16 protein-coding genes and 2 tRNA genes are annotated in these 25669 nt (G+C 74.8%); 11 read left to right on the forward strand and 7 right to left on the reverse strand.

Going from position 1 to position 25669, the window contains the following annotated elements; translation table 11 throughout:
- Positions 1–201 (forward strand): hypothetical protein (locus ACZ5D2_RS35155; protein ID WP_468935147.1); only part of this gene is annotated, 201 nt, incomplete at its 5' end.
- 319 nt (positions 202–520) lie between these two features.
- Here the strand turns inward: ACZ5D2_RS35155 and ACZ5D2_RS35160 are convergent.
- Positions 521–593 (reverse strand) — tRNA-Lys (locus ACZ5D2_RS35160).
- A 246-nt stretch (positions 594–839) separates the two neighbouring features.
- Between ACZ5D2_RS35160 and ACZ5D2_RS35165 the strand changes: the two genes are divergently transcribed.
- The 3 genes from ACZ5D2_RS35165 to ACZ5D2_RS35175 all read left to right on the forward strand — a co-directional run bounded on the left by ACZ5D2_RS35165 (position 840) and on the right by ACZ5D2_RS35175 (position 3665).
- A tRNA-Met gene (locus tag ACZ5D2_RS35165) sits at positions 840–913 on the forward strand.
- Between the two features lie 192 nt (positions 914–1105).
- Complete coding sequence (locus ACZ5D2_RS35170) at positions 1106–2308, forward strand: PP2C family protein-serine/threonine phosphatase (protein WP_371677485.1); 1203 nt, start codon at positions 1106–1108, stop codon at positions 2306–2308.
- 283 nt (positions 2309–2591) lie between these two features.
- Positions 2592–3665, forward strand: coding sequence for a M23 family metallopeptidase (locus tag ACZ5D2_RS35175; protein WP_371677484.1), 1074 nt, complete (start codon positions 2592–2594; stop codon positions 3663–3665).
- Positions 3666–3713: 48 nt separating this feature from the next.
- Here ACZ5D2_RS35175 and ACZ5D2_RS35180 read toward each other — a convergent pair whose 3' ends face one another.
- Positions 3714–5072, reverse strand: coding sequence for a PrsW family intramembrane metalloprotease (locus tag ACZ5D2_RS35180; protein WP_371677483.1), 1359 nt, complete (start codon positions 5070–5072; stop codon positions 3714–3716).
- A 65-nt stretch (positions 5073–5137) separates the two neighbouring features.
- Positions 5138–5953 (reverse strand): tRNA (guanosine(46)-N7)-methyltransferase TrmB, encoded by an 816-nt coding sequence (trmB, locus tag ACZ5D2_RS35185; protein WP_371677482.1) that lies wholly within the window; start codon positions 5951–5953, stop codon positions 5138–5140.
- Between the two features lie 143 nt (positions 5954–6096).
- Here trmB and ACZ5D2_RS35190 point away from each other — a divergent pair, with 143 nt between their 5' ends.
- Complete coding sequence (locus ACZ5D2_RS35190) at positions 6097–6654, forward strand: hypothetical protein (RefSeq protein ID WP_371677481.1); 558 nt, start codon at positions 6097–6099, stop codon at positions 6652–6654.
- A gap of 64 nt (positions 6655–6718) precedes the next feature.
- On the opposite strand, the gene ACZ5D2_RS35195 is transcribed toward ACZ5D2_RS35190, so the two are convergent.
- Positions 6719–8986 carry an asparagine synthase-related protein gene (locus ACZ5D2_RS35195; protein WP_371677480.1) on the reverse strand — a complete coding sequence of 756 codons (2268 nt, stop codon included), beginning with the start codon at positions 8984–8986 and terminating at the stop codon, positions 6719–6721.
- Positions 8987–9619: 633 nt separating this feature from the next.
- Between ACZ5D2_RS35195 and ACZ5D2_RS35200 the strand changes: the two genes are divergently transcribed.
- From ACZ5D2_RS35200 to ACZ5D2_RS35210, 3 genes are all read left to right on the forward strand, one after another.
- On the forward strand, positions 9620–11362 hold the full coding sequence (locus tag ACZ5D2_RS35200) for a sporulation protein (RefSeq protein WP_468935154.1): 1743 nt from the start codon (positions 9620–9622) through the stop codon (positions 11360–11362).
- A gap of 19 nt (positions 11363–11381) precedes the next feature.
- Complete coding sequence (gene lhgO, locus ACZ5D2_RS35205) at positions 11382–12614, forward strand: L-2-hydroxyglutarate oxidase (protein WP_371677478.1); 1233 nt, start codon at positions 11382–11384, stop codon at positions 12612–12614.
- Positions 12615–12989: 375 nt separating this feature from the next.
- Complete coding sequence (locus tag ACZ5D2_RS35210; protein ID WP_468935158.1) at positions 12990–16289, forward strand: AfsR/SARP family transcriptional regulator; 3300 nt, start codon at positions 12990–12992, stop codon at positions 16287–16289.
- Here the strand turns inward: ACZ5D2_RS35210 and ACZ5D2_RS35215 are convergent.
- Together ACZ5D2_RS35215 and ACZ5D2_RS35220 are read right to left on the reverse strand one after the other, a co-directional pair.
- The gene (locus tag ACZ5D2_RS35215; RefSeq protein ID WP_468935161.1) at positions 16276–18282 is read right to left on the reverse strand and encodes a sigma-70 family RNA polymerase sigma factor; all 2007 of its coding nucleotides are present in this window, start codon (positions 18280–18282) and stop codon (positions 16276–16278) included. The two genes, ACZ5D2_RS35210 and ACZ5D2_RS35215, sit on opposite strands and share 14 nt — an antisense overlap.
- A gap of 571 nt (positions 18283–18853) precedes the next feature.
- Positions 18854–19627, reverse strand: a complete 774-nt coding sequence (locus ACZ5D2_RS35220; RefSeq protein WP_371677475.1) for a TetR/AcrR family transcriptional regulator — start codon at positions 19625–19627, stop codon at positions 18854–18856.
- 341 nt (positions 19628–19968) lie between these two features.
- Between ACZ5D2_RS35220 and ACZ5D2_RS35225 the strand changes: the two genes are divergently transcribed.
- Together ACZ5D2_RS35225 and ACZ5D2_RS35230 are read left to right on the forward strand one after the other, a co-directional pair.
- Positions 19969–21387 (forward strand): NAD(P)/FAD-dependent oxidoreductase, encoded by a 1419-nt coding sequence (locus ACZ5D2_RS35225; protein WP_371677474.1) that lies wholly within the window; start codon positions 19969–19971, stop codon positions 21385–21387.
- Positions 21388–21521: 134 nt separating this feature from the next.
- A complete protein-coding gene (locus ACZ5D2_RS35230) occupies positions 21522–23252 on the forward strand; it encodes an ATP-binding SpoIIE family protein phosphatase (protein ID WP_371681208.1) in 1731 nt (576 codons plus the stop codon).
- 65 nt (positions 23253–23317) lie between these two features.
- Here the strand turns inward: ACZ5D2_RS35230 and ACZ5D2_RS35235 are convergent, their stop codons facing one another.
- Positions 23318–24619 (reverse strand): MFS transporter, encoded by a 1302-nt coding sequence (locus ACZ5D2_RS35235; protein WP_371677473.1) that lies wholly within the window; start codon positions 24617–24619, stop codon positions 23318–23320.
- Between the two features lie 125 nt (positions 24620–24744).
- Between ACZ5D2_RS35235 and ACZ5D2_RS35240 the strand changes: the two genes are divergently transcribed.
- Positions 24745–25281, forward strand: a complete 537-nt coding sequence (locus tag ACZ5D2_RS35240; RefSeq protein WP_266840575.1) for a MarR family winged helix-turn-helix transcriptional regulator — start codon at positions 24745–24747, stop codon at positions 25279–25281.
- Positions 25282–25669: the final 388 nt, after the last annotated feature.

A 25669-nucleotide genomic window follows, 5' to 3' on the forward strand; every position in this document is an offset into this window, starting at 1 on the left:
TTCAACCGTGATGACCGTGGTGGCGACCGTGGCGGCTTCCGCCGCGACGACCGTCCGTCCGGCGGCTTCCGCGCCGGTGGCGCCGGTGGTGCCGGCGAGCGCCCCTACGGCCGCCGCGACGACAACCGCCCCTCCGGCTCCGGCTCCGGCTCCTTCGGCGGCCGTCGTGACGACAAGCCCCGCTGGAAGCGCAACGGCTGACGCCTGAGCGCCGCCTGACACGGGATCGGCCCCCACAGCACTCCGGTGCCGTGGGGGCCGGTCCCTTTTCCGTGTCCCGGGCCGCGGGCGGCAGCGGCCCCCAGCTGCCCCGGAAGGTGCCTCAGCAGCCGCCCACGGAGCCGTAGTAGCCCTCGACGCGCACACCGGGGGCCTGGTGGAAGTCGTGGCGGCCCGCTTCGCCCGCCACCCCGGTCGCCGCCGCGACCGGCCGGAAACGACCGAGCGCCCCGCCCGGACGAATCCGGACGGGGCGCTCGGTCCCAGGTCGGGAGGGGTGTCCCCCGCGATCCGGGTGCGGTAGGCCATGTCGGACTCGAACCGACAACCAACGGATTAAAAGTCCGCTGCTCTGCCAATTGAGCTAATGGCCCGGGCGCGCTCACCCCAGAGCATAGCGGGAGAGGGCCCCCAGACCGATCGGGTATCGACCGGGACGGGCCGCGGCGGTTTCCCGCCATCGGTGGCCCGACCGGGGCGGAGCGGGCGGGGCAGGGGTCCGGAAGGGGATCGGGGCCTTTATTTACGGCTCTGACCTGCAGTTATGTCCTTCGGGAGGGGAGTCGGGGGGTTAATTGGCGGAGTGCGTCTCCCGGATGACGTAGAGTTGGGTTTACCGACGCGGGGTGGAGCAGCTCGGTAGCTCGCTGGGCTCATAACCCAGAGGTCGCAGGTTCAAATCCTGTCCCCGCTACTCAGTACGAAGGCCCGGTTCCCTTGTGGAACCGGGCCTTTGTCGTAGGCGCCGTCCCGATGTGGTGAGCGGCCGCCTTCCCTCTCTCGCTCCGCTCCTTCACCCGATCGGTCCGGCCCGGTCGCCGTGCGACGGCCCGTACCGCCAGCCTTGGATTGCGGGGCGAGGCGGACCGGGCGGCGGGAGAGCAGCGTGGCGGGGCTGGGCCGGCAGGGCGGTGACGCGAGCGGGACGACGGAGCCCGGCGACGGGGCGGGCCGGCAGGTGCTCCGGATGCTCCCGGCACTGCTGATCCTCCTCGGCCTCGGCTTCGACGTGCTGACCCCGCCCGGCTTCACGGGCTCCCCCTTCTTCTCGGCGGCCCCGCTGATCGCCGCCCCCGTCTTCAGCTTCCTGGCGACCGCCGTGACCGGGCTCGCCGCCTCCAGCGCCGTGGTGGCCCTGCACTTCCACAACGCCGCCGACTGGAGGGTGGACGCGCTGACCGAGCTGGTGACGGTGGTGACCGTCTCCGGGCTGGCCCTGCTCATCAACCGGGTCGTGCGGCGCAGCGGCGAGCGGCTCGCCTCCGCGCGCGGGATCGCCGAGGCCGCCCAGCGGGCCGTGCTGCCGACGCCGGCCGAGCGGATCGGGGGGCTGCACGTCTCCGCGCGGTACGAGGCCGCGCAGGCCGACGCGTTCATCGGCGGGGACCTCTACGCCGTCCAGGACACCCCGTACGGGGTGCGGCTCGCGGTGGGCGACGTACGGGGCAAGGGGCTGGGGGCCGTGGAGGCCGTCGCCGTGGTCCTGGGCGCCTTCCGGGAGGCCGCGGACACCGAGCCGACCCTGGAGGCGCTCGCGGAGAGGCTGGAGCGGGCCCTGGCCCGTGAGGGCGTCCGCCGGGACAGCCTGGACGCGGTCGAGGGGTTCACCACCTGTGTGCTCGGGGAGGTCCCGGCCGGGGCCGGGGTGCTGCGGCTGCTCAACCGCGGCCACCCCGAACCGCTCCTGCTGTACGCCGACGGGGGCCTGGCGGTCCTCGAACCGGCCGAGCCCGCGCTCCCGCTGGGGCTGGGGGAGCTGGCGGCCGGTCCGCCGGATCCGGTCGGGGAGTGGCCCTTCCCGGAGGGCGGCACCCTGCTCCTCTACACCGACGGGGTCACCGAGGCCCGGGACGCGGCCGGCGTCTTCTACGATCCGGCGGCCCGCCTGCGCGGGCGGGTCTTCCCGGGGCCGGGCGAGGTGCTCGGTGCCCTCAGCAGCGACGTCCGCCGGCACACCGGCGGCGGGACCACCGACGACATGGCGCTGCTCGCCGTGGGGCGGCCGCAGGAGGGGCAGCCGGAGCGCAGGCGGACGGTCCCCGTGGTGCGGCGCGAGGAGGAGCGACGCCCGCTCGGTGACGGTACGTAGCACATGAGGTGCTCTGTGCAAGGAGGTTGACGGTTCGTCATTTGGGCCATCGTGGCTGAAGTGAAGGGGTTTGACGTGGAGGTTTGCCCCGAGTTGAGGCTCGATGGGGTGAATGCTCAGGCCAGAGCTGTCCGGGGTGTGGCTGATTGGCGTTAACGATCAGTCGCAACAGCTTGGAATCACTCCCCCGCGTCTATTACCGTTCGATAACGCAGCGCGGTCGTCCCAGCCGTCGCAAGAGACGGCACCCGTGCGCGTTCTCGCTCATGAGGAGTGTGCCCCGGTGGCCTCCAACTCGCCTTCCCCTGAAGGCATCGACGTCCCGGAGACGCCCACCGCAGGAGCCTGGGGCGAGTGGAACCCGACGGAGGACTCCGCCCGTTCGGTCCGCGGCAAGCACCGCGTCCTCAAGCAGCGCGGCGGGCTCGCCCGCAGCTCGACCGTGCTCGGCGTCGGCGTGATCGCGGCGGTCGGCGCGGGCGGCATCGCCACCGCCCAGGACCGGCCGCAGGTCGCGATATCCATGCCCTCGCTCCCGGACCTGCCCGACCTGCTGGGCGGCGGCCACTCCTCCGAGGCCGCCGGCGCGGACACCGCGGCGCCCGCCGCGCGGACCGCCGGGATCCCGGGGCAGGCCGACGGACAGGGCCACGGGCAGGGGCAGGCCGACGCGGGGGAGGCCCTGCGCCACCGCATCCTCCAGCAGGCCGAGTCGCAGCAGGACGCCGTCGAGACCCAGGCGCGGGCGGACGCCGAGCGGACCGCGCGCGAGGCCGCGGCCCAGGAGGCCCGCGCCCAGAAGGAAGCGGCCGACAAGGAGGCCGAGACGGTTCGCGTGGCCGCCGAGAAGGCCGCCGCCGAGAAGGCCGAAGCGGACAAGGCGGCCGCGGCCGCCGCGGCGACGGCGGCCAAGGACGCGGAGGGCGGCGGATCCGCCTCCGGCACGGGCACGAAGGCCTCGGGCTCCTACTCCCTCCCCACCTCCTCCTACACCCTCACCTCGCACTACGGCGACTCCGGCTCCATGTGGTCCTCCGGGTACCACACCGGCCTCGACTTCGCGGCGCCGACCGGCACCCCGGTCAAGGCCGTGGGCGGCGGGAAGGTCATCTCGGCCGGCTGGTCGGGCGCCTACGGCTACCGGATCGTGCTGCAGCTCGATGACGGTACGGAGGTCTGGTACTGCCACCTCTCCTCCATGGCGGTGACCTCCGGGACGGTCGGCGCGGGCGAGACCATCGGACGGGTCGGCGCGACCGGCAACGTCACCGGGGCCCACCTGCACCTTGAGGTGCGCAAGGGCGGCTCGACGGTCGACCCGCTGGCGTGGCTCGAATCCAAGGGGCTCAGCGTCTAGTCCGGGGGCGCTGCCGCGCTGTCCCGCCGTCCGCCGAGGCGCCGGTCTTCAGGGGCGGACGGAGGCGGACAGCGCCGGGGTCCTGGGGGGCGGCACCGCGATCGGGGCCGGTGCCGGTGCCGCCGGTGTCGTCGGCCGGGCGAAGGGCGGCGCCGGCCGGGTGGCCAGGGGCTCCCGGGAGGCCTGGGGCGGCCGGGGGGTGTGCGGGCCGGCCAGCGGGTCGTACCACGGCGGCAGTAGCTCCTCCAGCACCGCGGCCCGCGCCAGGACGGGCGCGGCCGTCGCCCGGCGGAGCCAGAGGCGGTCCAGCAACTCCCGTTCCCGTACGGCGAAGTCCCGGTCGCGGGCGGGATCCCGGTCGGGGCCGGCGGTCTGCCGGGCGTGCCGGCGCAGCAGGGCGAGGGCGGCGGCGTCCGCCGCGTAGCGGGAGACCGCCCGGGCGGCGGGCCGGCCACCGCTGCGGCGGGCCAGGGCCCGCGCCAGGGACCGGGCCGGCATCGAGGCCAGCGCCGGGACCTCCGCCGGGCCGAGCCAGCCCGCGCGGGCGTACACCGACAGCTCGGCGGCGACGGCGCGCAGTCTGTGACGCCGTATCCGCACGGCCAGCCCCAGCAGCAGCGCGAACGCCGGGACCATCACGCAGCCGTAGACCGCGTAGAAACCGTACTCACCGAAATGTGAGGAGCCGTTCCACAGCGCGTGCAGACCCATGGCGAGGCCCAGGCCCAGCAAGGGCGGGCCCGTCCGGCGCGCGCGGCCCGCACCGACCGCGGCCATGCCGACGCCGAGCCCGGTCAGCACGGTGAACAGGGGGTGTGCGAACGGCGACAGGACCGCCCGCACGAAGAACGTCGCCGCCGTCATGGAGTCCAGGACGCCGGTGCCCTTGGCGAGGTCCTCTTCGAAGGCGTTGCCCAGGTAGAGGACGTTCTCGGTGCAGGCGAAGCCGGTGGCGGTGAACCCGGCCAGCACGAACCCGTCGGCCGGGCCGGTGAACTGCCGTCTTCGGAAGGCGAAGACGAGGAGCAGCGCCGCGGCCTTGGCGCTCTCCTCCACGACCGGGGCGATCGCCACCGAGCCGAACCGGTCGGCGTCGAAGGGGTCGGTGGTGGCCGCGGCTATCCACTCGGTCGCGAAACTGTTCGCCAGTATCGCGATCAGCGCCGCGGTGCAGGCCCCCCAGCCGAAGCAGAACATCAACTGCCGCCAGGGGGCGGGCGCGGCCCGGCCGAGCCACCGGAACGCCGCCATCAGCGGCGGTACGGGCAGCAGGGCCAGGCCGAGTCCTACGAGGAAACCGGCGGTGCCGGTCTGCTCCCGCACGAGTTCCAGGATGGTGAACCCGGTCGCGGTGAGCAGGGTGACGGGCACGCACACGCGGACCGGGTCCGGTGTGCGTGCGAGCACACGGGAGAGCGCTCGGAGCACATGGTGACCCTACCGAGCCGCTCGGACACTCGGAGTGATGTTTGTCAGTTCTTGGGGCGGACGCGGGTGAAGAGGAGGTCGTGGACGACGTGGCCCTTGTCGAGTCCCTGGCCCTCGAAGCGGGTGAGGGGGCGGAACTCGGGGCGCGGCGCGTAGCCGCCGTCGGCCTGCGTGTTCTCGAACTCCGGGTGTGCGCTGAGGACTTCGAGCATCTGCTCCGCGTACGGCTCCCAGTCCGTCGCGCAGTGCAGCAGGGCCCCCGGCGCCATGCGGGTGGCGGCCAGGTCGAGGAACTCGGGCTGGATCAGCCGCCGCTTGTGGTGGCGGGCCTTGGGCCACGGGTCCGGGAAGTACACGCGCAGTCCGGCGAGGGAGTCGGGCGGCAGCATCTCGCGGAGCAGGATGATGGCGTCGCCGTTGGCCACGCGGACGTTGGTGAGGCCGGCGCGCTCCGCGAGGGCGAGCAGGTTGCCCTGGCCCGGGGTGTGCACGTCGGCGGCGAGGACACCGGTCGAGGGGTCGGCGGCGGCCATCTGGGCGGTGGCCTCGCCCATGCCGAAGCCGATCTCCAGGACCACGGGCAGGCCGTCGAAGAGGCGGTGGAGGTCGATGACCTCGTGGCCGTCGATGTCGAGCCCCCAGGTCCCCCACAGGCGCTTCAGCGCCTCGCCCTGGCCGGTGGTGACCCGGCTGCGGCGCGGCTGGAAGCTGCGGATCCGCCGCTCGTGGTGCGATCCGGCGGGGTCGGGCGCGGGGCCGTCGGGGAAACGGGGCTCGGTGCGCCACTTGGGGGGCACGTACGCGGTCGCCTCGGGCGCGGTGTCCGGGAGGCTGGGCTGGGGGTTCGGGGACTCAGACACAATGCGCCGATTCTACGACGCGGGTGCCCTGACCCGGCCGGGGCGCGGTCCGGCCGACGGGCGCCGGTGCGGGGCGGTGCGGAGCGGGTGGAGGGGCTCCCTCCGCATGGAGTCCATGATCGGATTTCGGCACACTGTGCGCCATGACACAGGGGCGTACGGGATTGATCATCGGCGGTGCCTTCGGCCTCGTCTTCATCGGGGCGAACGCCGGCGCCGTGGCGCCGGCCGCCGTCCCGCTGCGGCTGCTCGCGGTGGCCGCGTTCGTGGGCCTGTTCTTCGTGTCCCGGCGCCCGGCGGACCCCACCGGTGGCGACGGCGACGGCGGCGGCGACGCCGGAGCGGCGCGTACGGCCTTCGGGCGGCGCTACTGGCTCGTGGTGGCCGGTGAGGTGATCGCCGCACTGGCCGGGGTCGCCGTCGTGAACGTCTACGCCCCGCACCTGACGGGGGCGTGGATCGCGCTCGTCGTCGGACTGCACTTCTTCGGCCTCGCGGCCGTCTGGCACCAGGCCTCGCTGCGCGTGCTCGGCGCCGCGATGTCGGCCTGTGCCGCCGCCGGAATGGTCCTGGGCGCGGCCGGCGCGGGACCCGCGGTGGTGGCGTCCGTCGCCGGGATCGCCCCGGGGGTGCTGCTGCTCGCCTCGGTGTGGTGGTCCGCCCTCGCCGCCGGGCCCCGTACGGCGGCCGACGCGGCTTAGGCCGTCTCTTCCGGATCTTGCCGGGACCGGCAGGCCCTGGCGAACGGCCGCCTCGCCGGAGGCCCTAGCGGGCGGCCGGCGCGCCGCGGGTCAGACGCGGCAGGGAGGCGTCGAGGGCCGGGACCGCCCGGCGGCGCGGGGTGGAGGTGCCCGTCCAGCAGGTTCCGCGGCGGGCGAGGAGGCGGCGCAGCCACAGCTCCATCGAGACGAGCTCCGCCAGCCCGTCGAGCGGTACGGGCTTGCCGTCGGCGGCCTCGGACAGGGCCCGCTGCACGACCCGGGCCTCGATCAGCCCGGCGTCGGCCAGCAGCGGGGCGGAGAACAGGGAGAGCAGGCCGGGCAGGGCGGCCCGCAGCCCGAGCCGGGTCGCGGTCTCGTTCGGGGTGTGGGCGGAGGCGCCCCACCCGGGCGGCAGTTCCCGCACCCCGGCGGAGGCCAGCACGCTGCGCAGGATCTCGGCGCGGGCCCCGGGCTGCACCCGCAGGGACTCCGGCAGGGCGCGCGCGGCCCGTACGACCTGGTTGTCGAGGAACGGCGCGTGCAGGCGCTGGCTGCGGACCTCCACGGCCTGCTCGAAGACCCGGTGGTCGGCCGCGTGGCGGGCCAGCAGCGCGCGGGCGCGGGCCTCACCGGGCCGCAGCGAGAGCGGGGGGCGTCCGGCGGCGGCCCGGAGGCGGATCGATACTTCCGCCAGCGCCTCCCCGGTCAGCCAGCCCGCGGCCGGTCCCGGGCGGGACCAGGTCAGGGCCGCCAGGGAGGCGTCGACCGGCCCCGAGACCGTGGCGGCGACCCCGCCCTCGCGCAGCCGGGCCGCCGCCGCCTCGATGCCCGCCCGGTACGGCGTACGGGCCAGGCGGCGGGCCGCCGAGTACACGGTGAGCGGCACGAGGAGGGACTCCCCGGAGGCCGAGGCGGCGCGGGCGAGGGCGGCGACCGGGCGCAGCAGGTGGCGGCGTCTGCGGTCCAGCAGGAGGTCGGCCATGCGGGCGGGGTGCGCGTCCAGGACCTGGCGGGCCCCGTGCCCGGTGAAGTGGTCCGCGGAGCCGGCCGCCAGCCGCCGCCGCTCACGGGCGGCGGTGACCAGGGACGGGCCGGGTTCGTCGGTGAGCGGGCCGTCGAGTTCCGCGTAGGGGAGGGCCTCCGCGGCCGCGGCCACCACGACGTGGTGCAGCCGGGGGTCGGCGGCGAGGGCGTGGGCGCGTTCGAGTTCGGCCTCGCGGCCCTGGGGGGTGGCCAGGTCGTTGAAGGTGACGGCGAGGAGCCGGGAGCCGGTGCCGGGCAGGGTGCCGGGGGAGCCCGGGAGCCCGGCGGCGAGGAGGGCCAGCGTCGCCGAGGCGCTGCCGCCGGAGAGGTCGGCGCCCACCCCGGGCGCGGGGGCGCCCCGGGCCGCACGCCGGTCGGCGGGTCCCATTCCGGGCACGGGGCCGGGGTCGGTCACCAGTACGTCGGGAGCATGCCGGGGCGCCGTGAGCCGGGCGCGCACCGCGGCCGTCAACGCTTCCCGTACGCCCTCCACCGCGCGCTCCGGGTCGGACTCGGGCGCGGCCACCGCGAGGGAGGCCACCGGCTCGTACCCGGTGATCTCCCGGGAGCCCTCGCGCAGGATCAGCGTGTGGCCGGGCGGGATCCGCCGCACGCCGACGTACGGTGTGCCGTCGCCCAGCGCCTCGGGGCTGTCGGGGCAGGCCAGCAGGGCCGCGAGGTGGCCGACGTCGAGCTGCGCCTCGATCAGGTCGGCGAGCGGGAGGGCGGCGGTGGCGTACGCGGTGCCGCCCGCCCAGGGCGTGTAGAAGACGGGCCGGGCCCCCGCGAGGTCACCGAGGACGGTGATGCGGCGGCCGGCCTGGACGACGGCGGTGTAGCTGCCGGACCACTCGGTGAGGTGGCGCAGGGCTCCGCCGCGGGCGGCGTAGAGGGCGCGGCGCAGCTCGGCGTCGGAGGCGCCGCAGCAGCCGAGGACGGCGAGCCGGGTGAAGGGGTCCGCGGGGTCGGCGGTGACGGTGCGGATCTCGTCGGGGCGCCAGTCGCCGACGGCCCAGAGGGGGTCGGGGTCGCCCCAGAGCAGTTGGGCGCCGACGGGGTGGACGGTGCGTTCCGCGTCCTGGGCGGCCGGATCGTCGGCGTACGCGGCGTCCGCGATGCCGCCGCGCGGCGGGGCCGCGTGGGGGTGCGCCCCGGGGGGTCCGTACGCGCCCTGGGGTCCGTACGCCCCGTGGGCGGGGTCCGCGTAGTCGGCCCGGCCGCCGCCGCGGGGCGGTTCGCCCTGGTGGGAGACCCGGCCGGCCGTGCCGAAGCTCGCGGCGATACTGCTCCACCCGACCAACCAGCGCACCGCCGCCTCCCCCAGCCCGTGGGCACATGACCGGGGCAACGGACGGCACGGACGACGCGGTCGGCGCCGGAGGGCGCGGCCGGCGGGACCCCGGGTGGCTCGGGGTCCATGCTGCCACGAGACGGGCGTGCGAGAGTGGCTTCGGGGGCGCGCATGCAAACGAACACGCCCCGGCCACACGGTATTTGGTGTTCCGTTCCCACCGCCCCATAGGTCGGTTTCGGCCATTCTTCGGCCGTGCTGAGTGCCCGCGGCGGTCCGCGCGCGGGCCGCGGCCCGGGAGGCGGTCTCCACCCCCCGGACCGTTCCGCCACCCGCGGGGATTGAGGCGGCGGCATCCCCCGGCCCTCCGGTTCCACGCGGCGGGCCGACCCACGCACCGCACATCGAATCGCCGGGCCCCGGGACCGGCCAGAGCGCACGGCCGGGCGCACGGCCACACGGGCGGAGCACGAGCTGACACGTGCGCCCCGGGGGCGGGCCCCGCCCGGACTGTGCATACGGACAACAATCCCGCCATACGGAAGTCGGGGCCTTAACGCTTGGGAGGCGGGGAACTACGCTGGGTTTACGAAATGCCGGGCGCCTATGCCCCGGCGGCGTCTGCGTTCCGCGTGTGACGAGGGGTGGCGCATGTCCAGGGAGCTCCGCGAGCCCAATGAGAAGCTCGGCGCCGTCCTCGCCCTCGCGGGCATCAGCAACGCGGGACTGGCCCGGCGGGTCAACGACCTCGGCGCGCAGCGCGGTCTGACGCTCCGGTACGACAAGACCTCGGTCGCGCGGTGGGTGTCGAAGGGGATGGTGCCCCAGGGCGCCGCGCCGCACCTGATCGCGGCGGCCATCGGCGCGAAGCTGGGGCGCCCGGTGCCGCTGCACGAGATCGGGCTGGCGGACGCGGACCCCGCGCCCGAGGTCGGGCTGGCCTTCCCGCGCGACATCGGCGCGGCCGTGCGGTCGGCGACCGACCTCTACCGGCTCGACCTCGCGGGGCGGCGGGGCGGTGGCGGGATCTGGCAGTCGCTCGCCGGGTCCTTCGCGGTGTCGGCGTACGCGACGCCCGCGTCGCGCTGGCTGATATCTCCGGCCGACAGCTCGGTGGCGCGCGAACCGGGTCCCGTACGGGAGAAGGCTCCGCTTCCGGTTCCGGTTCAGGCGGCCGGGGAGACCGCTGGTGCGGCCGCCGGGACCGCGGGAGCCACTGGGGCCGCCGGAGCCGCCGGTACTGCCGGAGCCGCCGGGACCACCGGTACCGCCGGGACCGAGCGGGCCGGTGCGATCGGCGGGGTGGCCAGGGCCGTGGCGCCCCGGCAGGCGTCCGGTGTGCCCGGACCGTCCGTACGGACCCCCGCGCAAGGCGTTGTGCCCGCCCGGCCCGGATCCGAAACCGGTCAGCAGGCCCCCGCCGCTCCCGCGGCCACGGCCCCCGCCGCTCCCGCCGTGCTCTCGGACGCCTTCCCGCAGCGCGTCGGCCACAGCGACGTCGCGAAGCTGCGCGAGGCCGCCGAGGACGCCCGCCGCTGGGACTCCAAGTACGGCGGCGGCGACTGGCGTTCGTCGATGGTCCCCGAGTGCCTGCGGGTCGACGCCGCGCCGCTGCTGCTCGGCTCGTACAGCGACGAGGTGGGCCGCGCCCTCTTCGGCGCCACCGCCGAACTGACCCGGCTGGCGGGCTGGATGGCCTTCGACACCGGCCAGCAGGAGGCGGCCCAGCGCTACTACATCCAGGCGCTGCGGCTGGCCCGCGCGGCCGCCGACGTACCGCTCGGCGGTTACGTCCTGGCCTCGATGTCGCTCCAGGCGACCTACCGGGACTTCCCCGACGAAGGAGTGGACCTCGCCCAGGCCGCCGTCGAACGCAACCGGGGCCTGGCCACCGCCCGCACCATGAGCTTCTTCCGCCTCGTCGAGGCCCGCGCCCACGCGAAGGCGGGCGACTCGGCCGCCGCCGGGGCCGCGCTGCGGGCCGCCGAGGGCTGGCTGGAGCGTTCCCGTGAGGGTGACGCCGATCCGACCTGGCTGGGTTTCTACTCGTACGACCGTTTCGCGGCGGATGCCGCGGAATGCTACCGGGACCTGAAACTCCCTCGCCAGGTCCGGCGTTTCACCGAACAGGCGCTGTCCCGCCCCACCGAGGAGTACGTACGCTCACACGGGCTGCGGCTCGTGGTGAGCGCGGTCGCCGAGCTGGAGTCCGGCAACCTCGACGCGGCCTGCGCGGCCGGCACCCGGGCCGTGGAGGTCGCGGGCCGGATCTCCTCGGCACGGACCAACGAGTACGTACGGGACCTGCTGCACCGGCTGGAACCGTACGGGGACGAACCGCGCGTCGCGGAGCTGCGCGAGCGGGCCCGACCGCTCCTGGTGACACCCGCGTAGCCGCTCTGTCGGTGGCGGGGTGCAGTATGCAGGGGTGGGAGGTGTCAGCGTGGGCGGCGGCGTGGACTGCGATGTGCTGGTGATCGGTGGCGGGATCGTCGGTATGTCGACGGCGCATGCCCTGTCGCGGCTGGCCCCGGGGACGCGGGTGACCGTACTGGAGAAGGAGACCGGCCCCGCCCGGCACCAGACGGGCCGCAACAGCGGGGTGATCCACAGCGGCATCTACTACCGCCCGGGATCGCTCAAGGCGCGCTTCGCGGTGCGCGGGGCCGCCGAGATGGTGAAGTTCTGCGCGGAGCACGGCATCGCCCACGAGGTGACGGGCAAGCTGATCGTCGCCACCGAGCGCGCGGAGCTGCCGCGCCTGCACTCCCTCGTCCAGCGCGGCCGCGAGAACGGCATCCCGGTGCGCGAGCTCGGCCCCGCGCAGATCGCGGAGTACGAGCCGGAGATCCGGGGCCTCGCCGCCATCCACGTCGGCACGACCGGCATCGTCGACTACGGGCAGGTCGCGGCGCAGCTCGCGGAGTCCTCCGGCGCCGAGATCCTCTACGGCGCCGAGGTGGACCTGATCTCCCGCCGCCCCTCCGCCGTCGCGGTGCGCACCACGTCCGGGCTGGTGGTCAGGGCGAAGGTGCTGGTGAACTGCGCCGGCCTGCAGTGCGACCGGATCGCCCGCCTCGCCGGTGACGACCCCGGCATGCGGATCATCCCCTTCCGCGGCGAGTACCACGATCTGGCCCGCCCGGAGCTGGTCCGGGGTCTGGTCTACCCGGTGCCCGACCCGGCGTTCCCCTTCCTCGGCGTCCACCTCACCCGCGGCATCGGCGGCGGCGTCCACGTCGGCCCGAACGCCGTCCCGGCGCTGGCCCGCGAGGGCTACGACTGGGCCACCGTCCGGCCCCGCGACCTCGCCACCGAGCTGGCCTGGCCGGGATCCTGGCGGATGGCGTCCCGGCACTGGCGCTACGGGGCCGGGGAGATCCACCGCTCGCTGTCGAAGCGGGCCTTCACGGACGCGGTACGCCGCCTCCTGCCCGGCGTCACCGCCGCGGACCTCACCCCGGCCGGGTCCGGAGTCCGCGCGCAGGCCGTCCTGCGGGACGGGACCCTCGTGGACGACTTCCTCATCCGCGAGGCCCCGCGCACGGTCCACGTCCTCAACGCCCCGTCACCGGCGGCGACCGCGTCCCTCCCCATCGGCCAGGAGATCGCCACCCGCACCCTCACCACCCTCCGCACGTCCTGAACCGTCCCACCGGGAGAGATCCAGCCCGGTCGGAGCCGGCGTCGGAGGCGGAGGCACGGAGGCGCGGGCGCGGGGTCGGGGGCGGAGCCCCAGGAGTACGGGCGCAGCCCCGGGAGCCCGGGCACGGCCCGCTCGCCCGGTGCCTCGCCCCAGCGGCAGCCGGCGGCGCCGCGCCCGGCCCCTACGGGTTCGCCCGTCCCCGCAGGGCTTCGCCCGAGCCGGGGCGGGACCGTCCGGGTGGGCCGTGGGCCGTCCCCGTGGGCCGTGGGCCGTGGCCCGTGGCCGAGGCCGGGGGCCGGGCGAACCCGCCGAGGTCGGGAGCCGGGGCCGGGAAATCCCGCGTCGCTTCCCGCGGGGGCAGGGCAGAATTGCCCGGTGCGGTACCTCATCCTCGGCATCACCGAGGCACGTGACGAGACCGGCGCCCCCCTTCCCCTCGGCGGCGCCCGCCTGCGCGCGCTCCTGGCCGCGCTCGCCCTGCGCGCCGGCGGCCCCGCCGCCGCCCCCGTCGCCGATCTCGTCGACGAGGTCTGGGGCGACGATCCGCCCCAGGACGCCCCGGCCGCCCTTCAGGCCCTCGTCTCCCGGCTGCGCCGCGCCCTGGGGTCCCGCGACAGCGTCCGCGCCGACCCCGCCGGCGGCTACCGCCTCGCCGCGGCCCGCGAGGACGTCGACCTGCACCGTTTCACCCGGCTCGCGGCCCTCGGCGCCGAGCAGCTCTCCGCGCCCGCCGCCGACCCCGCCGCGGCGGCGGCCACCCTCCGAGAGGCCCTCTCGCTCTGGCGCGGCCCCGCCCTCGCCGACCTCCCCGAGCCCGCCCGCACCTCCCTCGCCGCCGCCACCGAGGCCCGCCGCACCCGCGCCGCGCGCGACCGCGTCGAGGCGGACCTGCACAGCGGCGCCACCGCACCGGCCGCACTCCTGCCGGAGATCGAGGCGCTGATCCACGAGCATCCGTACGACGAAGAACTGCGCGCCCAGCAGCTGCGCGCACTCCGCGCCGCCGGACGCCCCGCCGACGCGCTCGCCGCGTACGAGCGCACTCGACGCGATCTCGCCGAACGCCTCGGCACCGACCCCGGCCCGCGGCTCCGCGCCCTGCACGCGGAGCTGCTCCAGTCCCCGCCGCCCCCGCCCCCGCAGCCCCGCGGCAACCTCCGCCCCCGCCTGACCTCCTTCGTCGGCCGCGAGCCCGAACTCGCCGCGCTCGCCGGCGACCTCGCCCGCTTCCGGCTCGTCACCCTCACCGGCCCCGGCGGCTCCGGAAAGACCCGGCTCGCCGAGCACGCCGCCGCCGACCAGCCGGATTCCGGCTGGCTCGTCGAACTCGCCCGGCTCGACCACCCCGCCGCCGTACCCGGCGCCGTCCTCAGCGCCCTCGGCCTGCGCGAGAGCAGCCTCGTCGCCCGCGAGAAGGCCACCACCGCCGACCCCACCGACCTCCTCGTCGAGCACTGCGCGCACCGCAGCCTGCTCCTCGTCCTCGACAACTGCGAGCACGTCATCGGCGCCGCCGCCGAACTCGCCGAACGCCTCCTCACCCACTGCCCCGGCGTCCGCATCCTCGCCACCAGCCGCGAACCCCTCGGCGTGCCGGGCGAGTTCCTGCGCCCCCTCGAACCCCTGCCGCCCGCCCCCGCGCACCGGCTCTTCGCCGAGCGCGCCGCCTCCGCCCGCCCCGGCTTCACCCCCGGCGACGATCCCGCCGCCGTCGCCGAGATCTGCGCCCGCCTCGACGGACTGCCGCTGGCCATCGAACTGGCCGCCGCGCGGCTGCGGCTGCTCACCCCGCGCCAGATCGCCGACCGGCTCGACGACCGCTTCCGCCTCCTCACCGGCGGCGCCCGCACCCTGCTGCCCCGCCAGCAGACCCTGCGTGCGGTCGTCGACTGGTCCTGGGACCTCCTCGACGCCTCCGAACGGGCCGTCCTCGCCCGTCTGTCGGTCTTCGCGGGCGGCTGCGACCTGGCCGCCGCCGAAGCCGTCTGCGCCGAACCGGGCGACGACGGCGACGACGGAAACGGCCACGGCCACGGCTACGGCCACGGCTACGGCCACGGCACCCTCGACGTCGCCGACGTCCTCGGCTCACTCGTCGGCAAGTCCCTCGTCCTCGCCGAACCCGACGAGGACGAGACCTCGCCCGGCATGCGCTACCGCATGCTGGAGACCATCCACGAGTACGCCGCCGAACGCGCCGCCGCCGACCCGGCCGCCCTGCGCGCCACCGCCCACCGCCACGCCGCGCACTACCTCGCCTTCGCCGAGCACGCCGAACCCCTGATCCGCTCCGCGGTCCAGCTCCCCTGGATCCGGCGCGTCGAGACCGAGCTCGACAACCTCCGCTCCGCGCTCGACACCACCCTCGGCACCGCCACCCCGCAGGCCCCGGACGCCACGGAGTCCGCCCAGCGCATCGCGCTCTCCCTGGGCTGGTTCTGGTGGCTGCGCAACTACCGCGTCGAGGGCGTCGAATGGATCGGCCGCATCCTCGACCGCACCCCCGAGGACCCGCCCGAGAGCTCGCCCGCGTACTGGGGCTGCATGCGCCTGCGGATCCTCCACATGTTCCTGCTGGCCGAGAGCAACCGGGGCGACCACTTCCACACCCCCGAGTACCGGGCCCTCGCCACCCGCATGCGGGAGGCCTTCCGCCGGGAGTCGCCGGAGTCCACCCGCTTCCCGGGGATGCTCTGGCCCGCGCTGGGCTTCCTCACCGGCCAGACCCCCGACTTCCTGGCCGACCTCGACCGGGGCGTCGCCAACGCGCGCCGCCATGCGGGGGACTGGGAACTCGGCGTCATCCTCATGCTCCGCACGCACACCGCCATCGACACGACCGGCGGCCTGCCCACCGTGGACGCCGACCTCGCCGAGCTCCGCCGGATCGCCTCCCGGGTCGGCGACCGCTGGACCCGCGCACAGGTCGCCAGTGCCGCCGGGGAACTGGCCCTCTCGCGCGGCCGGTTCGACGACGCCCGCGCCGAGTACGAGGAGTGCCTGCGCCTGGCCCGCGAGGTCGGCGCCCACACCGAGGCCCCCTTCGCCATCGCCCGCATCGCGGAGGCCGCCTACAGCGGCGGCGACCTCGACGGCGCCGAGTGCCTCCTGGCCGAGGCCGAGCAGGAGGCCGAACGGCAGGGCGGTGTGTACGACGTCGCCGCCTTCGCCGGGCTCCTCGCCGCGATGTTCACCCTCCAGCGCGGCGACACCGTCCGGGCCCGCGCCGAATGGCAGGGCGCCCGCGCCGCGGCGGACGGCATCACGGGACCCCCGCAGTTCGCGGCCGGGCTGGACACCGTCGAAGCCGTCCTCCTCGCCCGCGAACAGGGCCCGGAAGCCGGCCTCGCCAAGGCCGCCCAGGGCCTCGCCGACGCGGTCGCCGCCCGTTGCGCGGAGCGGTTCCTGGCCACCCTCGCCGAGACCGCCGCCCTGCTGCTGGCGGACACCGACCGTCCGGCCGAGAGCGTACGGGTCCTCGCGGCGGCCACCGCCTGGCGCGCGGGCCACCCCCGTCCGGTCCCCGAGGAGGCCGCCCTGGAGGGCCTCCCGGCCCGCACCCGCGCCCTGCTCGGGGCGGCCGGCCAGGCCGCGGCCGAAGCGGAGGGCCGGACCCTCGGCCCCGCCGAGGTGGCCGCCCTGCTCGCCGCCCCCACCGCGCTCAGCGGCAGCTGATCACCGAGTCCGCCCAGCTCGCCAGCGTCGGCAGATGCCCCTGCCCGGCCTGTTCCACCACCAGCCGCAGCGTCGTGTGCCCGGCCAGGGACACCTGGACGTCCGCCGGGGCGTCGCCGTACCCCAGCGCCCCCGAACGCCACAGCCGCTGCCCGTCGCCGTAGACGGAGAACCGCAGCTTCCCGTCGGTCGGCAGCGACAGCCCGTCCACCCCGGCGCGCGCCGAGAAGCCGGTGCACTGCCGGTTGAGGGCGATCTCCACCGAGGAGCGGGAGTTCACCGTGACGCCCTGCCCGAAACGCCGGTCGCCCACCTCCAGCCCCCACCGCTGCCACACCCAGCTGCTGCGCCAGGTCTCCACCTCCGGCCCGGTGTGCTGCCCGAACGCGGAGTGCCCGAGCCGCGCCAGCTGGAAGTCCCGGGCCGACGGGGGCTTCGGCGAGGGCTTGACGGGTGACGGCGTGGGCGTCGGGCTCCGAGGCGGCTCCGGCACGGGCGAGGCCGACGGCGGCTTCGACGCCGGGGCCGGGGCCGGGGCCGGGGGCGGGACCGAGGGCGTCGGCGGCCCCGGCACGGGAGCCGAAGGCTGCGGAGAGCGCCGGGGCGGCACGGGTTCCGGCGCGGCCGGCGACGGAGCCCCCGGCGCGCTGCTCTCCGGAGCCGCGGACGCGGGCGGCTTCGGCACGGCCGGAGCCACCACCCCGGGTGCGGGCTTCGCCGCGGCCTGCGGTTCGGGCTCGTCCCCGGCGAGGGCGAACACCACCCCTGCCGCCGCGGCGACCGCTATCCCGGCGGCGAGGGCGGCCTTGGCGGGCAGCCCGAGCCCCTCGGCGACGGCGGCACCCCCGGCCCCCGCCCCGGCACCCCCGGTCCCTCCGGCCGCCCCCGCCCCGGCCGTACCCGCGGCACCGGCCCCCGCCCCGGCCGTACCCGCGGCACCGGCCCCCGCGGAGGAACCGCCCGCGGCGGCGGCAGCGGCTCCCGCCCCACCGGCCGCGACGGCCCCACCCGCCACGACCCCGGCCGCCTTGGCTGCGTACCCGGCGGCGAACCACCCGATGACCGCGACCGGCAGCAGCGCGGGAATCCCCGCGTTGACGTCCTTCAGCTCCCCGGCGGCGAGCCGGCACTTCGCGCACTCCTCCAAGTGCTTGCGCAGCCCCCGCTCCGCCCGCATCCGCAACCCGCCCCGGGCATAGGCGCCCAGCCGGTCCGCGTACCGCGCGCAGTCGCCGCCCTCGACGAGCGCGGAACTCACGTGCGCCTGGAGGTAGGCCTGCTTGAGGCCCTCCCGGGCCCGGCTGGCCAGCACCGCCGTCGCGTTGGCGCTCAGCCCGAACAGCGGGGCGATCGCACTCGGCGAGGCCTCCTCGACCGTGGTGTGCCACAGCACGGCCTGCCACCGCTCCGGCAGGCTCCGGAAGGCCTGCAGGGCGAGCGACCGCTCGGCCTCGTGCATCGCCCGGACGTCCGCGCCCAGTTCCAGGCCGTCCGCACCGGACATCCCGCCCAGCCCGCCGGTGCCCTCGGTACCGGCCGCCGCCTGCTCCGCGAACAGCGCGAAGTCCTCGACCAGATGCTCCCGCCGGGCGGTCTTCCCCCAGGCCGCGGCGACCCGCCGCACGGTGGTGAGCAGGTACGCCCGCACCGACTGGTCCGGCCCGGCACCACCCCGCACCGCCTGGAGCGTCCGCGCGAACACCTCGGCGGTCAGGTCGTCGGCGGTGTGCCCGTCCCGGCAACAGGTGCGTGCGTACCGGCGTACGGCCTCGGAGTGCCGACGGAAGAGTTCCTCGTACGCGCCGTCGTCACCGCCGCGCATCCGGGCGATCAAATCGGCGTCGGACGACGGCAGATCGGTACCACCCGGCCGCGGAGCGGCGTGCCGTCCACCGGGTTCGCGCTGGGCCGGCACCTGCCGCGGGGGCAGGCTCCCCGGCCCGGCCTCCCCGCCCGAACCAGCGGGGGACTCGTCCCGCCCGTCAACGCTCATCGCGGAAGCCCCCGCACGACACACTCAGCCCGGTACACCGATCCAGCGTGTCACACGGCGCCGGTGCCCCGGATGCCTCTGCGCGGCATCCACCCGTCCGGGCAAGTTCCGGCGACTCGACGGCACCACCGAAAGAACGGGACTCACCCGTTCGAGCGACTGCCGCCCCGCTGGTGCCCGTTGACGAACCGACCGGAAGCAACGCGCCCGCCCGCCGGACCCGGCCCTCGCCGAAAGCCCCCGAACCACCGCGCCCCGGACCGCCCCCGGACCACCCTTCCCGGACCACTCCGCCCGGGGCCCGCCGTCACCCACCCCGACGGCAACCGGGGACCGGCAGAACCCGACGGCACTCCCACAGGTCGCTCCCGCACGGCACTCCTGTACGGAGCCCCCGCGCACGGCACCACCCAGGCAGCCCTCCCGGCCGGTCCGTGCAGGCGACCCTGTCCTCCCGGACAGGACCACCCGCACGGCTCACACCGACTCAGACCCCCGGCGCGACTCGCAACGGCTCAGGCCACCCGGGCACGGCTCAGACCACCCGGCCGGGTCAGGCCCCCGCCACGGCTCACACCGTCCGGGACCGCAGCCCTTCGAGCAGGATGTCCAGCAGTCGGGCCGAAGCCGCGGCCTGCTGTGCCGGGTCCGGCAGTGCGGGAGCGGCGGTCGCTATCACCAGCAGCACATCGGCCACCGTGACATCGGCCCGCAGCTCGCCGGCCTCCCGGGCCCGGTCCACGAGCCGCCCGACGACCTCCAGCAGTGCACCCGCCCCGGAGTCCTCCGCCGGCTCGTCCTCGACGGAGCTGCGCGAGCCCACGACCCGCAGGTCCGGCACCCCGGCCACGACGGCCTGCCGCTGCTGCGGCACACGCGCCGCGGCGGCTTCCTCCTCGGACCCGTCCTCCTCGGCGGCACCGACGCGCAGGACCTGCGGCGGCAGCAGCCGGCCCGCGCCCGAGGCGACGGAGGTCCGCAGGAAGCGCGACAGCGCCTGCCAGGGCTCCTCCTCCTGGCCGAGGGCGGACTTGGCCTGCTCCGTCAGCCGGGCGGTCTCCTCCTCGGCTATCCGCCGGACCAGGACGTCCTTGCTCGGGAACCGCCGGTAGACGGTTCCGACACCGACCCGCGCGCGCCGCGCCACGTCTTCCATCGGAGCGCCGTAGCCGAGCTCGCCGAACACCTCGCGGGCGGCCCGCAGGACGTGTTCGAGGTTGCGCTGGGCGTCGACGCGCAGCGGCGTGGAACGGCCCACTCCGTGGGTCGTGGCGCCCGCCATCACGCGGCCGCCGCTCTCCGCGGACAGCGCGGTGACAGAGCCATGGAAATCGGAAATATGCATATGTATCCCCCGGTAATCATATGTCTCCCCCCGGAGACACTCCCCGCCTTCGTGTCGAGGGGGGCCACGGTCATGGGGCCCTGGTCCTACTCCTCGACGAGATACGAACATAGTTGAGCCAGAGTCAATTCAGAAGAGGCAGCCCCGGACGGAGCGCCGCCCGATCGGAGCATTCATCCCCACTTTTCCGCCGCAAGTCTCCGGAATCAACCATTCCGTAGGCCCTGACCTGCGAACCTTTCCCCCTACCCGGCTCCCGCGGCAGACCCGTCCCGCCACCCTCACCGGTCACACAATGTGCCGGGCCTGTGGACAAACTCCCGGCCACGTTGCGTCATGGGATGGTGAAGGCTGCTAACTCCCGGGGCGACGCACCCGGCACCCCGCCCCCCGCGCGCATCCTCGTGGTCGGAGGCGGATACGTCGGCATGTACACGGCGCTCGGTCTCCAGCGGAAGCTGAGATCCGGCGAAGCCGAGATCACGGTGGTCACACCCGAGCCCTACATGACCTACCAGCCCTTCCTCCCCGAGGCCGCCGCGGGCTCGATCTCCCCCCGCCACGTCGTCGTCCCCCTGCGCCGCGTCCTCGACCGCTGCCGCATCGTCATCGGCGAGGCCCGCCGCATCGACCACGCCAAACGGACCGCCACCGTCACCACCCTCGCCACCGCCGAGGAGGGCACCGGCGACATCGAGATCGAATACGACGAACTCGTCCTCGCCCCCGGCTCCGTCTCCCGCACCCTCCCCATCCCCGGCCTCGCCGACTACGGCATCGGCTTCAAGACCGTGGAAGAGGCCATCGGCCTGCGCAACCACGTCATCGAGCAGATGGACATCGCCTCCTCCACCCGCGACCCCGAGATCCGCGCCGCCGCCCTCACCTTCGTCTTCGTGGGCGGCGGATACGCAGGCGTCGAGGCACTCGGCGAGCTGGAGGACATGGCCCGCTACGCGGCCCGGTACTACCACAACGTCAAACCCGAGGACATGAAATGGGTGCTGGTCGAGGCCAGCGACCGGATCCTCCCCGAGGTCGGCCCCGAAATGGGCACCTACACCGTCCGCGAACTGCGCCGCCGCAACATCGACGTACGCCTGGAGACCCGCCTCGACTCCTGCGAGAACCGCGTCGCCGTCCTCAGCGACGGCTCCCGCTTCCCCACCCGCACCATCGTCTGGACCGCGGGCGTCAAACCCCACCCCGTCCTCGCCGCCACCGACCTCCCCAAGAACGACCGCGGCCGCCTCGCCTGCACCGCCTTCCTCACCGTCGAAGGCGTCGAACACGCCTGGGCCGCCGGCGACGCGGCAGCCGTCCCCGACATCACCGCCGCCGAATCCGGCGCCACCTGCGCCCCCAACGCCCAGCACGCCGTCCGCCAGGCCAAACAGCTCGCCGACAACCTCGTCGCCGCCCTGCGCGACGAAGTCCTCACCGAGTACGCCCACAAGTACGTCGGCTCCGTCGCCTCCCTCGGCCTCCACAAGGGCGTCGCCCACGTCTACGGCCGCAAGCTCAAGGGCTACCCCGCCTGGTTCATGCACCGCGCCTACCACCTCAGCCGCGTCCCCACCTTCAACCGCAAGATGCGCGTCCTCGCCGAATGGACCCTCTCGGGCCTCTTCAAGCGGGAGATCGTTTCCCTCGGCTCCCTCGAACACCCCAGGGCAGAATTCGAACTCGCCGCAGGCGGACACCGTCCGCACCTCCCGCCGCCCCCCACCCCCGACCCCCCGCAGGACAGCCAGGGCTGACGTTGTCAGTGCGGTCGGCCACACTGGACGTGTGACCATAGGTGGGCTCACGCCTGCACAGAGTGACCTCACCGTCCAGCGACCGACCACGAGCGACACAGCGACCACTTGCGACACCAAGAGGCTTGAACGCAGTGAACTTCACGCGCTGGAGCGCCCGGTTTCCCGGAACGCAGCGCCGCGCCGCCGCCCGGAACGAGCACGCCGCAGCCCAGGCCAAACGGGGTGAAGGCTCCGTCCCGGCAGCACGCGGCGCGGCCGCCCACCCCGCCCCGCCCCCCGACGGCAGCCCGGCCGACCCCACCGTCCGCGGCACCGGCACGGCACCGCTCCCCGCCGTACCGGCCCTCGACGAGCTCTCCGTACGGGAGGTCCTGGGCCTGCTCCCGGCCCTCGTGGCCCTCGTCCACGGCCCCGAGCACCGCGTCGCCTACCTCAACGACGCCTACACCGCCGGCTTCGGCCCCAGGCCCACCGGCGCCCCGGCCCACGAGGCCCTGCCCGAGCTCGGCGACCTCGGCCTGCTCCCGCTCCTCGACCAGGTCCAGCGCAGCGGCAAGCCCCGTACGGCCAAGAACCGCACCGCCCCCGGCGGCGGCAGCTCCTACACCGTCACCTGCACCCCCGTGGAGTTCCCCAAGGCCGCCACCGACGGCGAACCCGACCCCCACCACAGCGGGATCCTGGTCCACCTCGCCGACGTCACCGACCACGCCGAGGCCGTCGACCGCCTCCGCGCCAGCGAACGCCGCCAGCGCGAGGCCGCCGTCACCCTCCAGCGCTCCCTCCTCCCCCAGGAACTGGAGCAGCCCGACGACCTCCGCGTCGCCGCCACCTACCAGCCCGGCGGCACCGAAGCGGCCGTCGGCGGCGACTGGTACGACGTCATCACCCTCGGCGCCGGCCGCACCGCCCTCGTCATCGGCGACGTCATGGGCCGCGGGGTGCGCGCCGCGGCCGTCATGGGCCAGCTCCGCACGGCGGTCCGCGCGTACGCCCGCCTCGACCTCCCGCCCCACGAGGTCCTGCAACTCCTCGACGGCCTCGCCGCCGAGATCGACGCCAGCCAGATCGCCACCTGCGTCTACGCCGTCCACGACCCCAACGAAGGCCTCCTCGCCTACGCCTCCGCCGGCCACCTCCCCATCCTCGTCCGCGACGAGGACGGCACCGTCCGCCGCGCCGCCGACCCCACCGGCCCCCCGCTCGGCACCGGCGGCTGGCTCCACAGCTCGGGGACCATCGCGCTGGGCCCCGGCTCCACCGCCGTCCTCTACACCGACGGCCTGGTCGAACGCCGCGGCGAGGACATCGACGAAGGCGTCGCCGCCCTCGAACGCGCCCTCTCCGGCGCCCAGGGCACCCCGGCGATCATCTGCGACCGCCTGATGCGCGCCCTCGGCGTGGACGCGGACCACGACGACGACGTCGCCGTCATGGTCCTCCAGCAGCCCGCCCGCACCGGCGCCGACGCCGAGCTCTTCCACAACGCGGCCCTCGAACTCCTCGGCGGAGTCGAAGCAGCCCCCCGCGCCCGCGCCTTCGCCCAGGGCGTCCTCGCCTCCTGGCGGTTCCCGGCCGAGCTCTGCGACCTCGGTGTCCTCGCCGCGAGCGAGCTCGTCGCGAACTCCCTCCAGCACGGCACCCCGCCCATGCGCCTGCGCCTGCGCCGCACCGACCGCCGCCTGATCATCGAGGTCACCGACGGGGACGACCACCTCCCGCGCCGCCGCCGCGCCGAACCGGCCGACGAGACCGGCCGCGGCATCTCGATCATCGCCACCATCGCCTCGTCCTGGGGCACCCGCCGCACCCCGGGCGGCGGCAAGGCCGTCTGGTGCGAGTTCGCCCTCCCCGACAAGTAGCCGCACACGGAAAAGGCCCCGGTCCAAAGGACCGGGGCCTTTTCCACACCCATACATACGTACGACTACACGTGCGCGGGCTCCACAGCGACGACGGCCGCGGGTACCGCGCCGACCACCGGCCCGCCCTGCGCCACGACCCGCGACAGCGACGGGTTGTCCTGCACCGGGCTCAGCTGCCCGCCCAGCCGCAGCGCCAGCCAGGCGATGCCCAGCGAGACCGCCACGAACACCCCGATGTAGAGCATCGGGACCCCGGCCCCCAGCGGCACGCCCAGCGGCCCGAGCGCCAGCGCCATCTGCTTCACCAGGGCGAAGGCGGAGTTGTACTGCCCGACCGAACCCTCCGGAGCCAGATCGGCCACCAGCGGCGCCAGCGTCGGCGACAGCATCGCCTCCCCGATCCCGAAGAGGGCGTACGTCGTCACGAACGCGCCCGCGGCCATGACCGCGCTGCCGTGCCCCATTCCCGAGAACCCGGCGATCACCCAGGCGACCGTCCAGATCAGCCCGACCAGCGCGATGACCCGCGACCGACGCCGCTTCTCCACCAGCCGCAGCACCACGAACTGCGCCACGACGATCGCACCGGTGTTGGCGGCGAGCGCGAACCCGAGGGTGGACGGGGTGATCCCCGCGGCCTCGGTCCCGAAGGCGGCCAGACCCGACTCGAACTGCCCGTAGCAGGCGAAGAACAGCACGAAGCCCAGCACGCACAGCTGCACCATCGCCTTGTGCTGCAGCATCCGCTTCCAGCCGCCGCCCGCCTGCGCCCCGTCCTTCTTCGGCATGGCGTCCTTGAGGCCCGCCACCTGGGGCATCCGCACGGTGGCGATCACCGCGGCCAGCACCAGGAACATCACGGCCTCGATGCCGAAGAGCAGCGTGAAGCTGCCGGGCCGGCTCTCGTCGACGATCTGACCGCCGACGAGACCGCCGATGCCCAGACCCAGGTTCTGCATGAAGAACTGCATGGCGAAGGACCGCGTCCGGGTGGACGGCGTCGAGCACCACACGATCATCGTGGCCAGCGCCGGCTGCATCACGGCCTGCCCGGCACCCAGCGCCAGCGCCGACAGCAGGATCGGCACGATCCCCGTCGACAGCCCGAGCGACAGCGCGCCCACCGAGGCGGCCACGGCCGCACCCATGACCACGGGCACCGGACCACGTCGGTCGATGACCCGACCGGTGAAGGGCAGCGCGACGAGAGCACCCAGGGCGAACGCCACGAACGCGCTCGTGGCGGCCATGGAGCCCAGACCTCGCACCTGCGCCACGTAGATGTAGAGGAACGGAACCGTGAAGCCGATACCGAACGCGGTCAGCGCGTTCCCGGCCTGGATCCGCCGCATCGCAGCGCCCATCACCCTGGTCACTTCTCACCTGCCTTTGATAACTGAAGCCTGAAGACTTCATCCCTAAAGTTCGACCCTTAACTCTACACATCGAAGGAGTTAGACGCCAACGGGTTCGTGCGATACTTCGACCCATGGGTGACACCCCCGACGGCGCCACGCCCGTCCACGAGCCGAGCCTCGACGAGCAGATCGCCGTCTACCAGCGCGAATTCCAGGACCTCGACCCCCAGGTCGAGAAGGTCGTCTCGGCCCTGAGCCGCCTGAACCGCCGCATGAACGTCGCGTACGGGCGCCAGACGGCGGCCCTGGGCATCAGCAACGCGGAGTGGGAGGTCCTGAAGGCCCTCGTCATCTCCGGGGCCCCCTACCGGATGGGCCCGAGCGAACTCGCGAAGCAGCTGGGCCTCACGCCGGCGGCGATGACCCACCGGATCGACCGGATGACGTCGGAGGGACTGGTGACCCGCGAGCGGGACGAGTCCAACCGCGTCCGGGTGATCGTGGAGCTGACGGACGAGGGCCGCAGCAAGTGGCTCGACGCGATGCGCGCGGCCACGGTCTTCGAGGAGGACCTCCTCCAGGACCTGTCGACGGCGGAACGCGGAGTCCTGGGCGACATGCTCACCCGGCTCCTGGACCGCGTCGAAGACCTCCAGTCCCGGGCCTGACCGCCCGGGTTGACACCGCCCTCGCTGATCCGTAAGGTTCTTCGAGTTGTCCCAGAGCCGGAAGGTTCTGGCGTCAACGAATCCCGCCGCCTCGTTGCGGCACCCAACTCAGCACGATCTCCCACTGGGAACGAATTCGGCGTGCCCGAATTCATTTCCGAAGGCCCGATTATCGGTTGCCGGGGAAATCCGCTAGAGTTCAGGAGTCGGAAGGGCCCAACGGCCCGGAAGACAAACCCCGCTGACTGGGGGTCAGGCCCGAAAGGATCTGATAGAGTCGGAAACGCAAGAACAACAGAACGAAAGCCCGGAGGAAAGCCCGAGAGGGTGAGTACAAAGGAAGCGTCCGTTCCTTGAGAACTCAACAGCGTGCCAAAAATCAACGCCA

The sequence above is a fragment of the Streptomyces sp. NPDC031479 genome (genome assembly GCF_055581065.1).